Genomic DNA, 13,891 nt, shown 5'->3' on the forward strand with positions numbered 1-13,891 from the left:
CCGACCGCCGCCGGGTCCGGCTTTTTTGAAAGGGAGAAGGATGGACGCGACGATTCCCGGCCCGGATGGCCGACCCCGCTGCCGCTGGTGCGCGGCGGCGCCCGAGTTTTTCGCCTATCACGACGCCGAATGGGGCTTTCCCGTCGGCGACGACCGGCGTCTGTTTGAAAAGCTGTGTCTGGAAGGCTTTCAATCGGGTTTGAGCTGGCGGACCATTCTGGCCAAGCGGGAAAATTTCCGCGCCGCCTTCCACGGCTTCGACATGGATCGAATCGCGGGCTTCACGGACGACGATTTGGCGCGGTTGCTGACCGACGCGGGCATCGTCCGCCATCGCGGAAAGATCGCGGCGGTCATCAACAACGCCCGCCGCGCTCAGGAGTTGGTTCGGCAGGAAGGCTCGCTCGCCGCCTATGTGTGGAGCTTCGAGCCGTCCCCCGCCGATCTGCCGCCGCCGCAAACCGTCTCCACTTCGGCGGCGTCCGTGGCCTTGTCGAAGGATTTGAAAAAGCGCGGTTGGGCTTTCGTTGGGCCTACGACGGTCTACGCCTTTATGCAGGCGATGGGGCTGGTCAACGACCACGCCGAAGGCTGCGCCATCCGGGCCGAGGCCGAACGGGCGCGGGCGACCTTCATCCGTCCGCAGCGCTGACGGCGCGCGACTGCGCGCGAAATGGGCAAAAACCGATGATTTTTCAGGCGCTTCCCGTGCTCTTGCGTGGGGAGGCGGCTTTTTCTCGCCGCAGAGCGGTTCCGTGACGAATCAATGGTGGCTGGTCGGTTGAACCGCGTGCCATGATCGTCGCGTCGGGGGCCGTCGCCCCCTGTTGTCCCGGTCAACCCGGTCCCCGTACCCGGTTCGCGCCCTGCGGCCGTGGCCCGCCCGTTCGCCCGCTTCAGCGCCGGGCTTATCCTGTGGAGAGTGTTCCATGCGCATTCGTCTGGGCTACGAGTTGACCTATTCCTTCGCCGCGCCGACTCCGATGATCGTCCTGCTGAACGTGCATTATTCTCGGGTCGCCGGTCTGGAAAGCCCCGATCACATTTTGCCCAACCCGCCGGTTCCCATCCAGGGCTACCGCGACAGTTTCGGCAACTGGTGCAGCCGTCTGGTCGCGCCCGCCGGGCTTTTTTCCCTGACCACGGACAGCGTCATCCGGGATGATGGCCAACCGGATCCCATCGTGGTGAACGCGATTCAGCATCGGGTGGAGGATTTGCCGACGGACGCGCTGCTGTTTCTGTTGGGCAGCCGCTATTGCGAAACCGACGTGCTGGCGGATGAGGCGTGGCGGCTGTTTGGCGCGACGCCGCCGGGCTGGGCGCGGGTGCAGGCGATTTGCGATTTCGTCCACAACCACATTGTTTTCGGTTACGAGCATTCGCGCCCGACCCGCACGGCGGTGGAAGCCTACACCGAGCGGCGCGGCGTGTGCCGGGACTACGCCCATCTGGCCGTCACCTTCTGCCGCTGCATGAACATTCCGGCGCGCTACTGCACCGGCTACATCAGCGACATCGGCACGCCGCCGCCCTATTCGGCGGGGGATTTCGCGGCCTGGATGGAGGTCTATCTGGGCGGGCGCTGGCATGTGTTCGACCCGCGCAACAACGCCCGCCGGATTGGCCGCGTGTTGATCGCGCAAGGACGCGACGCCGCCGACGTGCCGTTGACTCACACCTTCGGCCCCAACACGCTGACCGGCTTCCGCGTCTGGACCGACGAAATTCCGGGCTGAGATTTTGGGCTGAATTAGGGCGGCGCTATTTGCGTGGCGCGCGCCGCTTTTTCACGGGGGGCGTCAGATCGGCGGGCAGCGGGCGCCACCCGGCGATGGTGCGCGCCCAGCGCCCCGCCTCGTCGTCGTTGTCGAGGCCGGGGATGTGCCGTCGCAGGATCAGCACCGCCGCCGTCACCCCGCTTTCGGTGTAGGCGGTGCGGATCGCGGCGGCAATGGCGTCATCGACGACGAACATCGGGTCGAGCCTTTCAAGACCAGGGGTGACGCGCGGCGCGAACGCCAAGCCACGCCGCAATCAGCAGCGCGCCGACTCCGCCGACCAGCATCAGCGGTTCCGACGGGGCGCCGGGGGCGTCGGGTGGTCGGGATTGTCCATTCCAGGGCCGTTGCGCGATCAGATCGCGGGATCGCTCCTGCGCCCAGGCGGTTTGCGCCTGTTGGGCGGCGGCGACGGCTTCATCCGACCCGGACCGGGGGGCGCCATTGAACAGCAGGATGCCACCAACCACGGTGAACATCAGGCAACCCGAAAAAAGGATGGTGTTTCGTAATGTCATTATCGCTTGAACCTATGCCTGTTGAGCATGAATTTCAATGTTTCCGCATGAGTTGACTGATAAAATTCAGGAAATCCTCTGAAAAATATTTCATGTCATTCGGTTTGATAGTGTTTTGAAATTCATCGAATTGCGCCCATAGTGATCAAATATCTTTGAAAACAACTGAATCGGCGATGACAAACGGCAAAGAGACGCCCTTCGCCTCGCGTGGCAAGGATGAACGTTGGGAGCGTGTGGCGTTTCTCACCGGCAAGCTGGCGGCGAGCGTCGGCTCCGCGCGGGAAGAGAACCCGCACCCACAGGGCAGCCGGTCCGCGCAGGGCTGGTTCGCCGGCTGGCAGGCTCACGACGGCGAGGCGGTCGCTCCGCCGACCAGGCGTGTCCGCATCGCCGTGAAAATCTCGCCCGCCCCCCGACCGATCCGACTGGAAAGCGACCTGACGATGGACATGATCGAACGACTGCCGGGCATGGGCGACGACGACCTCCGCACCCTGGGCGTCAACGCCGAACGGCTGGCCCTGACTGGGACGCCCAAGCAAAAAGCCTCGGCGCAGGCGGTTCTGCCCGCCATCCAGGCGGAAATCGCCGAGCGGCTGGCCAAGAAGATCGCGGCGGCCCCGCCGAAAAGCGCGGCCACCTTGAAGCGGAAAGCCGCCGCTGTCGCCGCCGCCGCCGCCGCTCGCTCCGCATGATTGTCCTGCGGGGCTTCCCCACAAGCTGTGTCCGCACGGCTGGAGACGCGCCATGAATGGCCAGAAATACCATGTCGGCCAGATCGTTCATTTCGCCGAACCGGAGGTGAAGCGCGGCGCCCCGCGCGGCGATCACCGGGTCGAACGCTTCTTGCCGCCGGACGCTGGCGAGTATCAATACCGGGTCAAAGGGCTGGAGAGCGGGCGCGAGCGGGTGGCGCGGGAAAGCCAGCTTGGTGGGCAGATGGCCGTCGAAACGCTGGCGCAAAGCCTGTATGAGGCGGAAAACGCCACGAAAGTGCCCTGGTCGCAGCGCGACCGCACAATCCGCGCCCCGTGGCTGAAAGAAGCCCTGCACCAGCTCGCCAGCCCGGAAAAGGTGTGAGTCACGACCGATGTTCGAACGCAAAAGCCAACGCACCGTCACCTTCGTCAAGCCCTTTCAATTGTCGAGCGTGGACGGCGTGCAGCCGCCCGGCGCCTACAGCGTCGAGATCGAGGAAGAGCTGATCGAAGGGTTGTCCTTCCCGGCCTACCGCCGGGTGTTGACGGTCATCCTGCTGCCGGGACCGTCCGGCAGCGGGATTCTTGTGCAGGCCGTCACCGTCAATGGCGACGAGCTGGACGAAGCCGAACGGCTCGACGCGCTGCCGTAACGGCGCTCCTCCCGCCGTTCAGCGGCTGACCCGGTAATCCTCGCGGTGGATGGCGGTCAGCAGCGGGCCGTCGGCCTTGGCGATGCCCCGGTACATGCCCGAACAGTTGAAGGGCAGCGACACCCGGCCCTCGCGGTCCACCGCGACCAATCCGCCGGATCCGCCGATGGGGCCAAGCTGGCCGACCACCACCGCGTCGGCGGCCTCGAACAGCGATTGCCCGCCCCAGCGCATGCGCGCGGCGATCTCGTGGGCGACGACGTGGCGGATGAAATGCTCGCCATGGCCGGTGGCGGAAATCGCGCAAGTGTCGTTGTCGGCGTAGGTTCCCGCCCCGATCAACGGGCTGTCGCCGACCCGGCCCACCGCCTTGGCCGTCATGCCGCCGGTTGACGTGGCGGCGGCGACGTCGCCATGGACGTCGCGGGCCACCGCGCCAACGGTGCCGTGGCGGCGCTGCTCGTTGCCATCGTCGGGCGCGCCGGAGCGGCGGAAGGCGAGTTCGGCTTGCAAGGCGTCCCAGCGGGCTTGCGTGAAGAAATAGGGCGCCTCCTCCATCACCAGCCCGGCGCGGCGGCACAGATCCAGCGCGCCCTCGCCGATCAACAGCACATGGTCGGTGCGCTCCATGACAGCGCGGGCGGCGAGGATCGGGTTGCGCGGGCCGAACAGGCCAGCCACCGCGCCCGCCGCGCGGGTCCGCCCATCCATGATCGCCGCGTCCATTTCATGCGCGCCGTTGGCGGTGAAGACCGCGCCCCGCCCGGCGTTGAACAGCGGCTCATCCTCCAGCGCCATGACGGCGGCGGTGACGGCGTCCAGCGCCGTGCCGCCAGCGGCCAGCACCTCGCGCCCGGCCAGCAGCGCGGCGCGCAGACCGGCGTGGTAGGCGTCCTCAAGCTCCGGTGTCAGCAGGGACGCGTCGATAGTTCCGGCCCCGCCATGGATGGCGAGCGCGAAGGGTTGCGGGTTGTCGTCATGGGTCATGATTCTGCGCTCAACGGAGGGAGGCCGACATGGCCGACAGGCTGTTGATCCAGCCGAGAATCCCGGCCATCCGGTCGGCGGTCAAGCGGATGGTGACGGGGTCGAGGCGGACGGCCACCGGAATCAGCGCCGCCAGATCGGCCAGCGCCGGGCTGTTCATTTCGATCTCAAGGCGATAGGGGGCGCCGTCGCGTTCGGCGGGGATGCGGAAGGGCGTGACGCTTGCCGCATGTTCGACCGCGCGGCGGCTGGCCGCGCGCAGCCGGTCGCGCGCGATCATGGGCGCGACGGAACGGGCGGCGCGCTGGCCCAGCGCCTGTTTGACCACGACCCGCTCAGCCTCAGGAAACAGCGATTCGACCTCTTCGGCGAAGCGGTCGTCGCCCGACAGCAGGATCACCGGCACGCCGAGTTCACCCGCATACGCGCCGTAACAGCCCGCCTCGCCCAGTTCCAGCCCGTTCACGCGGACCCGGCCGAAGGCGAAGCTGTTGGTGGTGTGGGCGAGAATCCCCGACCGGCGGGCCGACCCGTGGAAGCCCAGACACAGCACGCCCGCGAAGTCCGGTTCCAACCCGGCGAACATGCCGTTGGGTTTGGGGCGGCCCAAAATAAGCTCGGCGGCGGGGTGCAACTCGTCGGGCAGCAGATTGAGCATCGGGCCGTGGCTGTCGTTCACCAGGATCTCGGTGGCGCCCCCGGCCAGCGCGCCTTCGATGGCGGCGTTGACCTCGGTGGTCATCAGACGGCGGGCGCGTTCATACTCCGGGTTGCCCGGCGTCACCTGGTTGGGGGCGACCACCCCGGCGACGCCTTCGATGTCGGCGGAGATGTAGATCTTCACGGCAGGCTCCCAGCGGTCAGCATAAGGCGATCAGAATGCGGCGGTCAAAAGGGCGGACAGGCAGGGGCGGGTCGCGCCGTCCCGTCCGGTCACGGGGGTGGCGGCGACCAGCGCGTCGAGAACCGCCTCCTGCGTCGCCTCGGCCATCGCCTCGAACAGGGCGTCGATGCGGCGTTCGTTCAAGACGCGGAAGGGGACGCTGTCGGCGGTTTCGTCATGGTCGATGCGGTTGGCGGTGGTGAAGCCCAAGGCGATGTCGCCGCTGCCATGGCCCCAGAAGGAGCCGACGCGGGCCAACCCCACCCCGGCGCGGCGGATCACCCGACGCAATTGCCGATGGTCCAACGGCGCGTCGGTGGCGGCGATGACGATGACCGATCCCTTTTCCGGGTCGGAGTCCTGCGGCGGCGGGCCGACGCGCCGCCCGTCGGGCAGGCGCAACTCGCCCGCCCGTCCGAAATTCGCCAGCACCAGCACGCCAAGGTGACAGCGTTTGCCGTCCAGCTTTATCCGGCGCGACGCGGTGCCGATCCCGCCCTTGAAGCCGAAACAGGACATGCCGCGCCCCGCCCCGACCGAACCGACGGCGACCGCCGCCCCGTCGGCGGAGGCCAAGGCCTCGGCCAGCGCGGCGGCGGCGTGCGCTTCCGTCACCGCCAGGGCCTGGATGTCGTTCAACGGGCCGTCGTTGCACTCCATTACCACCGGGTTGACGGTCGCGGTGGTCCGCCCGATGTCGGGATTCGCGGCGATGGCGTGGCGGATCAGCGCGGTGGCGACCGTGCCGACCGACAGGGTGTTGGTCAGCAGGATCGGCGTTTCCAGCGCCCCCAACTCCTCCACCTGCGTCAGGCCGACGCTTTTGCCAAAGCCGTTCAGCACGTCCGCCGCCGCGACCGGCTTGTCGCGGTAGAGGTTGCCGCCGTGCGGCAGGATGGCGGTGACGCCGGTTTGCGTCGCGCCGTCGCTCAGCGTGCAATGGCCGACGCGCACGCCCGGAACGTCGGTGATGGCGTTGCGCGGCCCCGGTTTCAGCCGTCCGCAGGCCAGCCCCACATCGCGGGCGCGACGCGGGGCGGCGGCGTCAGCGCAGCTTGGGGTCGAGGGCATCGCGCAATCCGTCGCCAAGCAGGTTGAAGGCCAGCACCGTGATGAAGATGGCCAGACCGGGGTAGAAGGTGACGTGGCTGGCGACGCCGATGTAGCTGCGCCCGTCGGCCAGCATCGCCCCCCATTCCGGGCTGGGCGGCTGGGCGCCAAGCCCGATGAAGCTCAGGCTCGCCGCCGTCAGGATGGAGGTGCCGATGCGCATGGAGAGGTAGACGATCACGCTGGGCAGGGTTCCCGGCAGGATGTGGCGCAGCATCAGCATGCGGTCGCGCACGCCGATGGCGCGGGCGGCGTCGACATAGACCGCCTGTTTCAGCGACAGCGTGCTGCCGCGCACCAGCCGGGCGAAGACCGGGATGGAGAAGATGGCGACGGCGTAGATGACGTTTTCAATCCCCGGCCCCAGAACGGCGACGATGCCGATGGCCAGCAGAATGCCGGGGAAGGCGAGCAGCACGTCGCACAGCCGCATGATGAGGGAGTCGATGAACCCGCCGCGAAAGCCGCTGATGAGACCCAGGGTGATGCCGACGATTCCGCCGAGCAGAACCGACAGCAGGCCGACCGACAGCGAAATCCGCGCGCCCCACAGGATGCGGCTGAAGATGTCGCGCCCGTAAGAATCGGTTCCGGCCCAATGCGCCCAGGATGGCCCTTCGAGCACCCGGTCGTAATCGAAGCCCGCCGGGTCGTAGGGGGCGATCCAGGGCGCGGCGGCGGCGGCGAGCGCCAGCAGCAGCAGGCAGGCCCCGGCGACCACGGCGGTGCGCCGCCGCAGGAACTTGCGCCAGAACTCGCCCAGCGGGGAGCGGATGGAATCGGTGGCCGTCGCGGCCTGCGCGGTCGTGCTCATGAGTAGCGAATCTCGGGGTTGGCCAGCGCGTACAACACATCGACCAGCAGGTTGATGAGGATGAATTCCAACGAAAACAGCAGGATTTCCGCCTGAATCACCGTGTAGTCACGGTAGGACACGCTGTCCACCAGCAGCCGCCCCAGCCCCGGCCAGGAAAACACCGTCTCGACGACGATGGATCCGCCCAGCAGAAAACCGAATTGCAGGCCGACCATGGTGATGATCGGGATCATGGCGTTGCGCAGCGTGTGTTTCCACACCACCAGCCGCGACGGCACGCCCTTGGCCCGCGCGGTGCGGACGTAATCCTCGCGCGCGATGTCGATGAAGGCGGAGCGGGTGAAGCGCGCCATCACCGCCGCCACCCCCAGCCCCAGCGTCAGCGACGGCATGACGAAATGCTGCCATGTGCCGTAGCCGCTGGTCGGCAGCCAGCGCAGTTGCACCGAAAACAGGTCGATCATCAACAGACCGAGCCAGAAGGACGGAAAGGCGATGCCCGACACCGCGACGAACATGCCGACGTGATCCTGCCAGCGCCCGCGCTTGGTCGCCGACGCCACGCCGATCAACAGCCCCGCCAACGTCGCCCAGGCCATCGCCGCGCCGGTCAAATACAAGGTGGGCAGAAACCGGCTGCCGATCTCTTCGGAGACTTTCCGCTTGGTCTTCATCGACCGCCCGAACTCGCCCTGGACCGCGTTGCCGAGGAAGCGGCCATACTGGACCCACAAAGGTTGATCGAGGCCGAGATCCTGGCGCACCAGTTCAATGTCGCTGGCGCTGGCGTCGCTGCCCGCCACCAGCCGCGCCGGATCGCCGGGCAGCAAATGGACGAAGCCGAAGACGAAGACGGAAATCACCAGAAGCACCGGGATGATCCCGGCGACGCGACCGACAAGATATTTCAGCATGGGGCAATCGTCCCGGAAAAGAAGGCGCGGGAGGCGCCCGACCGTTTGGCCGGGCGCCTCCCGCTGGCGCTCACTGGATGTCGGCTTCTTCGATCTGCAAGCCGCCGTCGGCGACGTAGTTCAGGCCGGACAGGCTCTTCGTCTGGGCAGCCAGCAGATTTTCAACGCCAAGGAACAGCCACGGGGCGTCCTTCCAGATCTGCTCCTGGGCGACGCGGTAGGCTTCGGCGCGCTTGGCGGTGTCGGCGGTGGCGATGCCCGCCTCGATCGCGGAGTCCACCGTCTCGTTCTTGTAATAGGCGGTGTTGAAGAATTTCGGCGGGAAGCCCTTGCCATACAGCAACGGACGCAGACCCCAATCGGCGTCGCCGGTCGAGGCTGACCACCGAGTGTACTGCATCTGTATTGTGGCGTCCTCCGGCTTCTCCACGCTCCAGACGCGGGCGGTTTCGACACCGGCTTCCAGCGGCGTGACCGTCAGCTTCACGCCGACCTGGGACAATTGTTGCTGAATGAACTGCATGCCGCGAATGAAGTTCGTGCTGTTGCGCGAGAACATCTCGGCTTCAAAGCCGTTCGGGTAGCCGGCCTCGGCCAGCAGCGCCTTGGCCTTGGCCAAATCAAAATCATACTGCTGGGCTTGAGGGACGTGGAAACCCAGCTTGGGCGGCAGCGGCGAGGGCAGCGGCCCGGCGTAGCCGCGATAGACGATCTTGGCCCAAGCGTTCTTGTCGATGGCGTAGTTCAACGCCTGACGAACGCGGACGTCGTTGAACGGTTTCTTCATCGTGTTCATCGCCACATAGTAGGCGATGATCGACGAACCGTTGGTGACGCTTAGCGCCGGGTTCTTTTCCACCATTCCGACCATTTCCGAGGGCAGCGGGTAGACGAACTGCGCCTCGTTGGTTTGCAGCATGGCGATGCGGCTGCCGTTTTCCGGCACGCTGCGGAAGGTCACGCTGTCCACCTTGGGCAGACCGGGCTTCCAATAATTGGTGTTCTTGACCGCCAGCATGGTGTCGGCCTGCCAGCTCACGAACTTGAAGGGGCCGGTGCCGACCGGGTGCCGACCGATGTCCTTGCCATAGGTTTCCAGCGCCTTCGGGCTGTGGATCATGGCGCCGGGGTGGGCGAGGTTGTTGTTCAGCGCGCCGAAGGGCTGCGACAGCTTCAACGTGATGGTGGCGTCGTCCACCACCACGGTTTCGGCCAGCATCGACAGCAGGCTTTGGCGCTTCAGCTTGTTGGCCGGGTTCGACAGGCGGTCGAAGTTGGTCTTCACGGCCTGGGCGTTGAACGGCGTGCCGTCGTGGAAAACGACGCCCTTGCGCAGCTTGTAGGTGTATTCGGTCGCCGTGTCGTTGACGGTGAAGCTCTCCGCCAGTTGCGGGACCAGCTTCATGTCCTTGTCGAAGGCGAACAGGCCCTGGAGCATGGTGCGGGTCGCCGACTGCGACAGGGTGTCGTTGACGTCGGCGGGATCCAGGGTGGTCAAATTGTCGGGAACGCCGACGACCAAATCCTTGGCGGCGAAAGCGGCGTTGGTCAGCGCGGTGCAGCAGAGCAGACCGGCGACCAGGGGAAGGGCGAAGCGCGTCACGTGAACTCTCCCGTTTTTTTGATTCAGAAATCGCCGCCGACCGCGTGGCGGGCGACGTAATGGTCATTCCCCACCGCGACCAGCGGCTGGACCTGCGGCTCGTCGCCGAGGTTGCGGATCGGGCTGGGGATTTCGCCGGTCAACAGCGTCAGCTCTCCCGTGCGTCGGCTGGGATCGGCGACTGGCACCGCCGCCATCAGGCGGCGGGTGTAGGGGTGCTGGGGATTCTCGAACACGGCCCGGCGCGGGCCGATTTCAACGATCTGCCCCAGATACATCACGGCGACGCGGTGGCTGATCCGCTCCACCACCGCCATGTCGTGCGAAATGAAGAGATAGGACAGCCCGCGCTTGGCCTGGAGATCCATCAGCAGATTGACGATCTGCGCCTGGATCGACACGTCGAGCGCCGCCACCGCCTCGTCGGCGATGATGAGCTTGGGGTCGCAGGCCAGCGCGCGGGCGATGCAGACGCGCTGCCGCTGGCCGCCGGAAAACTCGTGCGGGTAGCGGTGGGCGTGTTCCGGCTTCAAGCCAACCTGGGTCAGCAGATCGGCCACCCGCTCCTCGATGGCGCGGCGGCGCGACAGGCCGGGGCGGCCGTTGGGGACGTAATCATGGACCAGCATCGGTTCGGCGATGCTGAAACCCACGGTCATGCGCGGGTTCAGCGAGGCGAAGGGATCCTGGAAGATGTATTGGATCTTCTCCTTCAGCTTGGCCTGACCGTTGGAATCGAGCGCCACCGTGTCCGCCCCCTCGAAGCGGATGGCCCCGGCGGTCGAGCGTTGCAGCCCCATGATGGTGCGGCCCGTGGTGGATTTGCCGCAGCCCGATTCCCCGACCAGCGCCAGCGTTTCGCCCGGACGCACCGAGAAATTGACCTGTTCCACCGCGTGGACGCGGGCCTTCAGCGTGCCGAACAGGCCCTTGCGCACGTCGAAACGGGTGACGAGGTTGGACACCTCCAGCAGCGGGGCGGCGGCGTGTCGCACCGTGTCCTGTTGGTGGATGGCGGGGGCTGTGTCGCTGTTCGCCGGTTCGTCCACCACCAGCAGGGGGAAGCGGGCGGGCAGATCCTGGCCGCGCAGCGCGCCCAGCTTGGGCACCGCCGACAGCAGGGCCTTGGTGTAGGGGTGTTTGGGGGCGGCGAAGATCTGTTCGACCGTCCCTTCCTCCACCTTTTGGCCGCGCCACATCACGACGACGCGGTCGGCGACCTCGGCCACCACGCCCATGTCGTGGGTGATGAAGATCACGCCCATGCCCATGTCGTGTTGCAACAGCCGGATCAACCGCAAAATCTGCGCCTGGATGGTGACGTCCAGCGCCGTGGTCGGCTCGTCGGCGATCAGCAGCGACGGGCGGCAGGACAGCGCCATGGCGATCATCACGCGCTGGCGCATTCCGCCGGAGAGCTGGTGCGGGTGGCGGTCGAGCAGGCGGGCCGGTTCGGGGATGCGCACCCGTTCCAACATGCGCAGCGCCTCGGCCCGCGCGGCCTTGCGGTCGACGCCCTGATGCAGCATCACCGCTTCGGCGATCTGGTCGCCGATGGTGAAGACCGGATTCAGGGACGTCATCGGTTCCTGAAAGATCATGGCGATGTCGTTGCCGCGCATGGCGGTCAACTCCTCCGCCGGGGGAAGCGCCAGATCGCGTTCCCGCCCGTCGCGGCCCCGGAAGCGGATGGCCCCCTTGGTGATCCGCCCGCCCGCGTAATCGACCAACCGCATCAGCGACAGCGAGGTGACGGACTTGCCGGACCCGGATTCGCCGACGATGGCCACCGTCTCGCCGGGCGCGACGGAAAAGCTGACGTCATCGACCACGGTGATCGGGCCATGCTCGCCCTGGAAGGCGACCGACAGCCCTTCGACCGACAGAAGGCGGTTGTCGGCGGGCGCGTTCATCGGCTCTGGCTTTCGGCGAAGAGGGCGGCGACGCGGCTCCACACCGGGCCGGGCTTGCCGGTTCCGACCAAACGACCGTCGATGGTGGTGACGGGGGTGATTTCCTTGGTCGTGCTGGCGATCCACACCTCATCCGCCGTGGCCAGTTCGATGGCGCGGACGTCGCGCTCGACAAAGGGCAGACCCGCCGCCGCCGCCAAACGCTGAATCACTTGGCGGGTGATGCCGATGAGGATGCGGTGATCGGCCACCGGGGTGGCGATGACGCCGTCCTTGACCACGAAGACGTTGGTCGCCGCGCCTTCGGTGACGAAGCCGTCACGGATCTGGATGGCGTCCACCACCCCGGCGTCGGTGGCGGCCTGCTGGGCCAGCACGCTGCCCAACAAAGCGATGGTCTTCAGATCGCAGCGGCCCCAACGGATGTCGGGCATGGTCAGGGCGGCGACGCCCTGCTCGCGCCAGGAATCGGGCGGGCGCTTCAGCGGGCTGACCATGCCGAAGATGGTCGGCGCGACCCCGGCGGGGAAGCCGTGGGCGCGGGCCGCCGCCGCGCCGCGCGTGACGTGCAGATAAACGGTCAGATCGCCGTCGATGCCGGACTCCGCCGTCAGCCGCTCCAGAATGGCCAGCCAATCGCCGTCGCTCATCCCGGTTTCGATGCGCAGGGACGCCAGACCGCGTTGCAGGCGGGTGACGTGGGCCTCGGCCTCGAACAGGCGCCCGTTGTAGGCCGCCGTGACCTCATACAGACCGTCGGCGAACAGAAAGCCGCGATCAAGCGGCGACACCTGAACCTGATCCAGCGGCAGGTAACGCCCGTTCCAGTAAGAGATGGTCATCGGTTTCAGCCCTGGTTGAAACGAAGGAAAGTTGTGGCGGCGGATGGTTGGGGGCGGCTCATCGCTCCTCTCGGTCCGGCTTGGCCCGGCCCGGTTTGGGGACGACGTGCAGATAGGGCAAAATGCGCTCGGCCATGTCGGCGGCGCGGTCCACCGTGTTGTTGCCGCTGCGGGCGAGCGCCGCGCCCAGCGCCATAATCAACGCCATCATGCCGGTGGTCGAGCTGTGCAAAACCCCATGATCGGCCCCGGCCAGCAGGGTGACGTCGGCCAGAGGCACGACGGGGGAATCAGGGGAATCGGTCAGCGCCAGCGTGCGCGCGCCCTGCTCCCGGCAATGCTGGACATGCTCCACCGTGCGGCGCGAATAGCGCGGGGTGGTGATGGCGATCATCAGATCGCCGGGTTGAACCTTCATCAGGCGGCGGATCGAGCGTTCCGGGCCGGCGAACTCCACCGTGGCGATGGCCTGATCGACGTAGGGGTCGAGCATGTCGGCCAGAAAGGTCGCCATATAGGCGCTGTCGCCCATGCCGCAGGTGTAGACGCGCTTGGCGCTGCGGATCAGGCGGATGGCCTCTTCGCACTGTTCGGGTTGCAGCAGGTCCAGGGTGCGGGCGATGTTCGCGGCGTCGCAGGCCAGCGATTCCCGCATGATTTCGGCGTTGGACGTGTCGCGCGACACCGCCGCCCGCAGCTTTTCCACCGGGGCGAAGGTGGATTCAAAGGCGCGCAACAAATCGTCGCGGAACTCCGGATACCCCTCATACCCCAGCGCGGTGGCGTAGCGGTTGACCGAGGCGACCGACACCTCGGCGGCGGCGGCCAATTCGCCGATTTTCAAGGTGGCGGTGCGGAACGGGTAGGCCAGCGCCCAGGCCCCGACCTTGGCCAGCGCCGGGGGCAACCGGGTCTGGTGCTGCTGCATCCGCATCAGCAGGGATTCGGTCGCGGCGGGTGGGGTGGGCTGGTCCATGCGTCGGCGTCTCGGTTCGTGAGGTGTCACCAGCGATGGATCACCCAGTTACACAAATCGCTCATTTCTGTAAATCTATTTTCACAATCGGCGCGATGAGACGATTCGACGAAGGGAATGGGCTGGCACCTGGATTTTTCTGCGACGGACGGCAATCCTTACGATTTGTTGAGCGTGCGCCCCTATGGTGACG

The 13,891-nt window shown here is 66.8% G+C and carries 16 protein-coding genes; 5 read left to right on the forward strand and 11 right to left on the reverse strand.

Annotation, left to right across the window (positions count from 1 at the left end):
• Nucleotides 1–40: 40 nt before the first annotated feature.
• A complete protein-coding gene (locus D3877_RS13715; RefSeq protein WP_119831342.1) occupies nucleotides 41–652 on the forward strand; it encodes a DNA-3-methyladenine glycosylase I in 612 nt (203 codons plus the stop codon).
• Nucleotides 653–929: 277 nt separating this feature from the next.
• Nucleotides 930–1,739: a transglutaminase-like domain-containing protein gene (locus D3877_RS13720; protein ID WP_119831343.1), complete on the forward strand. Its 810-nt coding sequence runs from the start codon at nucleotides 930–932 to the stop codon at nucleotides 1,737–1,739.
• A gap of 25 nt (nucleotides 1,740–1,764) precedes the next feature.
• Here the strand turns inward: D3877_RS13720 and D3877_RS13725 are convergent, their stop codons facing one another.
• Together D3877_RS13725 and D3877_RS13730 are read right to left on the reverse strand one after the other, a co-directional pair.
• Nucleotides 1,765–1,977 (reverse strand): hypothetical protein, encoded by a 213-nt coding sequence (locus tag D3877_RS13725; protein ID WP_119831344.1) that lies wholly within the window; start codon nucleotides 1,975–1,977, stop codon nucleotides 1,765–1,767.
• Nucleotides 1,978–1,990: 13 nt separating this feature from the next.
• Nucleotides 1,991–2,260, reverse strand: coding sequence for a hypothetical protein (locus D3877_RS13730; RefSeq protein WP_119831345.1), 270 nt, complete (start codon nucleotides 2,258–2,260; stop codon nucleotides 1,991–1,993).
• Between the two features lie 215 nt (nucleotides 2,261–2,475).
• Between D3877_RS13730 and D3877_RS30245 the strand changes: the two genes are divergently transcribed.
• From D3877_RS30245 to D3877_RS13745, 3 genes are read left to right on the forward strand one after another with little or no spacing between them, the layout of a single operon-like run.
• On the forward strand, nucleotides 2,476–2,997 hold the full coding sequence (locus D3877_RS30245; protein ID WP_199720803.1) for a hypothetical protein: 522 nt from the start codon (nucleotides 2,476–2,478) through the stop codon (nucleotides 2,995–2,997).
• Nucleotides 2,998–3,049: 52 nt separating this feature from the next.
• Nucleotides 3,050–3,382 (forward strand): hypothetical protein, encoded by a 333-nt coding sequence (locus tag D3877_RS13740; RefSeq protein ID WP_119831346.1) that lies wholly within the window; start codon nucleotides 3,050–3,052, stop codon nucleotides 3,380–3,382.
• Between the two features lie 10 nt (nucleotides 3,383–3,392).
• A complete protein-coding gene (locus D3877_RS13745; RefSeq protein WP_119831347.1) occupies nucleotides 3,393–3,653 on the forward strand; it encodes a hypothetical protein in 261 nt (86 codons plus the stop codon).
• Between the two features lie 18 nt (nucleotides 3,654–3,671).
• On the opposite strand, the gene D3877_RS13750 is transcribed toward D3877_RS13745, so the two are convergent.
• The 9 genes from D3877_RS13750 to D3877_RS13790 form a co-directional block, all read right to left on the reverse strand.
• Complete coding sequence (locus tag D3877_RS13750) at nucleotides 3,672–4,640, reverse strand: isoaspartyl peptidase/L-asparaginase family protein (RefSeq protein WP_119831348.1); 969 nt, start codon at nucleotides 4,638–4,640, stop codon at nucleotides 3,672–3,674.
• Between the two features lie 10 nt (nucleotides 4,641–4,650).
• Nucleotides 4,651–5,484 carry a M55 family metallopeptidase gene (locus D3877_RS13755; protein WP_119831349.1) on the reverse strand — a complete coding sequence of 278 codons (834 nt, stop codon included), beginning with the start codon at nucleotides 5,482–5,484 and terminating at the stop codon, nucleotides 4,651–4,653.
• 30 nt (nucleotides 5,485–5,514) lie between these two features.
• On the reverse strand, nucleotides 5,515–6,594 hold the full coding sequence (locus D3877_RS13760) for a DmpA family aminopeptidase (RefSeq protein WP_119831350.1): 1,080 nt from the start codon (nucleotides 6,592–6,594) through the stop codon (nucleotides 5,515–5,517).
• The gene (locus D3877_RS13765; protein WP_119831351.1) at nucleotides 6,569–7,447 is read right to left on the reverse strand and encodes an ABC transporter permease subunit; all 879 of its coding nucleotides are present in this window, start codon (nucleotides 7,445–7,447) and stop codon (nucleotides 6,569–6,571) included. The genes D3877_RS13760 and D3877_RS13765 overlap by 26 nt, the downstream gene beginning before the upstream one ends.
• A complete protein-coding gene (gene gsiC, locus D3877_RS13770; RefSeq protein ID WP_119831352.1) occupies nucleotides 7,444–8,364 on the reverse strand; it encodes a glutathione ABC transporter permease GsiC in 921 nt (306 codons plus the stop codon). The genes D3877_RS13765 and gsiC overlap by 4 nt, the downstream gene beginning before the upstream one ends.
• A gap of 70 nt (nucleotides 8,365–8,434) precedes the next feature.
• On the reverse strand, nucleotides 8,435–9,967 hold the full coding sequence (locus D3877_RS13775) for a glutathione ABC transporter substrate-binding protein (protein WP_119831353.1): 1,533 nt from the start codon (nucleotides 9,965–9,967) through the stop codon (nucleotides 8,435–8,437).
• A 23-nt stretch (nucleotides 9,968–9,990) separates the two neighbouring features.
• Complete coding sequence (locus D3877_RS13780; RefSeq protein WP_119831354.1) at nucleotides 9,991–11,880, reverse strand: ABC transporter ATP-binding protein; 1,890 nt, start codon at nucleotides 11,878–11,880, stop codon at nucleotides 9,991–9,993.
• Nucleotides 11,877–12,722: a D-amino acid aminotransferase gene (locus tag D3877_RS13785; RefSeq protein WP_119831355.1), complete on the reverse strand. Its 846-nt coding sequence runs from the start codon at nucleotides 12,720–12,722 to the stop codon at nucleotides 11,877–11,879. The genes D3877_RS13780 and D3877_RS13785 overlap by 4 nt, the downstream gene beginning before the upstream one ends.
• A 58-nt stretch (nucleotides 12,723–12,780) precedes the next feature.
• Complete coding sequence (locus D3877_RS13790) at nucleotides 12,781–13,698, reverse strand: MurR/RpiR family transcriptional regulator (RefSeq protein WP_119831356.1); 918 nt, start codon at nucleotides 13,696–13,698, stop codon at nucleotides 12,781–12,783.
• Nucleotides 13,699–13,891: the final 193 nt, after the last annotated feature.

The organism is Azospirillum cavernae (genome assembly GCF_003590795.1).
Lineage (GTDB): Bacteria > Pseudomonadota > Alphaproteobacteria > Azospirillales > Azospirillaceae > Azospirillum > Azospirillum cavernae.

What these genes read in the sequence shown, in the direction of transcription:
- D3877_RS13785 (WP_119831355.1), bottom strand. Translation starts at nt 12,722, where the DNA reads ATGACCATCTCTTACTGGAACGGGCGTTACCTGCCGCTGGATCAGGTT.
- D3877_RS13750 (WP_119831348.1), bottom strand. Translation starts at nt 4,640, where the DNA reads ATGACCCATGACGACAACCCGCAACCCTTCGCGCTCGCCATCCATGGC.
- D3877_RS13790 (WP_119831356.1), bottom strand. Translation starts at nt 13,698, where the DNA reads ATGGACCAGCCCACCCCACCCGCCGCGACCGAATCCCTGCTGATGCGG.
- D3877_RS13725 (WP_119831344.1), bottom strand. Translation starts at nt 1,977, where the DNA reads ATGTTCGTCGTCGATGACGCCATTGCCGCCGCGATCCGCACCGCCTAC.
- D3877_RS13745 (WP_119831347.1), top strand. Translation starts at nt 3,393, where the DNA reads ATGTTCGAACGCAAAAGCCAACGCACCGTCACCTTCGTCAAGCCCTTT.
- D3877_RS13760 (WP_119831350.1), bottom strand. Translation starts at nt 6,594, where the DNA reads ATGCCCTCGACCCCAAGCTGCGCTGACGCCGCCGCCCCGCGTCGCGCC.
- D3877_RS13765 (WP_119831351.1), bottom strand. Translation starts at nt 7,447, where the DNA reads ATGAGCACGACCGCGCAGGCCGCGACGGCCACCGATTCCATCCGCTCC.
- D3877_RS13730 (WP_119831345.1), bottom strand. Translation starts at nt 2,260, where the DNA reads ATGTTCACCGTGGTTGGTGGCATCCTGCTGTTCAATGGCGCCCCCCGG.
- D3877_RS13720 (WP_119831343.1), top strand. Translation starts at nt 930, where the DNA reads ATGCGCATTCGTCTGGGCTACGAGTTGACCTATTCCTTCGCCGCGCCG.
- gsiC (WP_119831352.1), bottom strand. Translation starts at nt 8,364, where the DNA reads ATGCTGAAATATCTTGTCGGTCGCGTCGCCGGGATCATCCCGGTGCTT.
- D3877_RS13715 (WP_119831342.1), top strand. Translation starts at nt 41, where the DNA reads ATGGACGCGACGATTCCCGGCCCGGATGGCCGACCCCGCTGCCGCTGG.
- D3877_RS30245 (WP_199720803.1), top strand. Translation starts at nt 2,476, where the DNA reads ATGACAAACGGCAAAGAGACGCCCTTCGCCTCGCGTGGCAAGGATGAA.
- D3877_RS13780 (WP_119831354.1), bottom strand. Translation starts at nt 11,880, where the DNA reads ATGAACGCGCCCGCCGACAACCGCCTTCTGTCGGTCGAAGGGCTGTCG.
- D3877_RS13740 (WP_119831346.1), top strand. Translation starts at nt 3,050, where the DNA reads ATGAATGGCCAGAAATACCATGTCGGCCAGATCGTTCATTTCGCCGAA.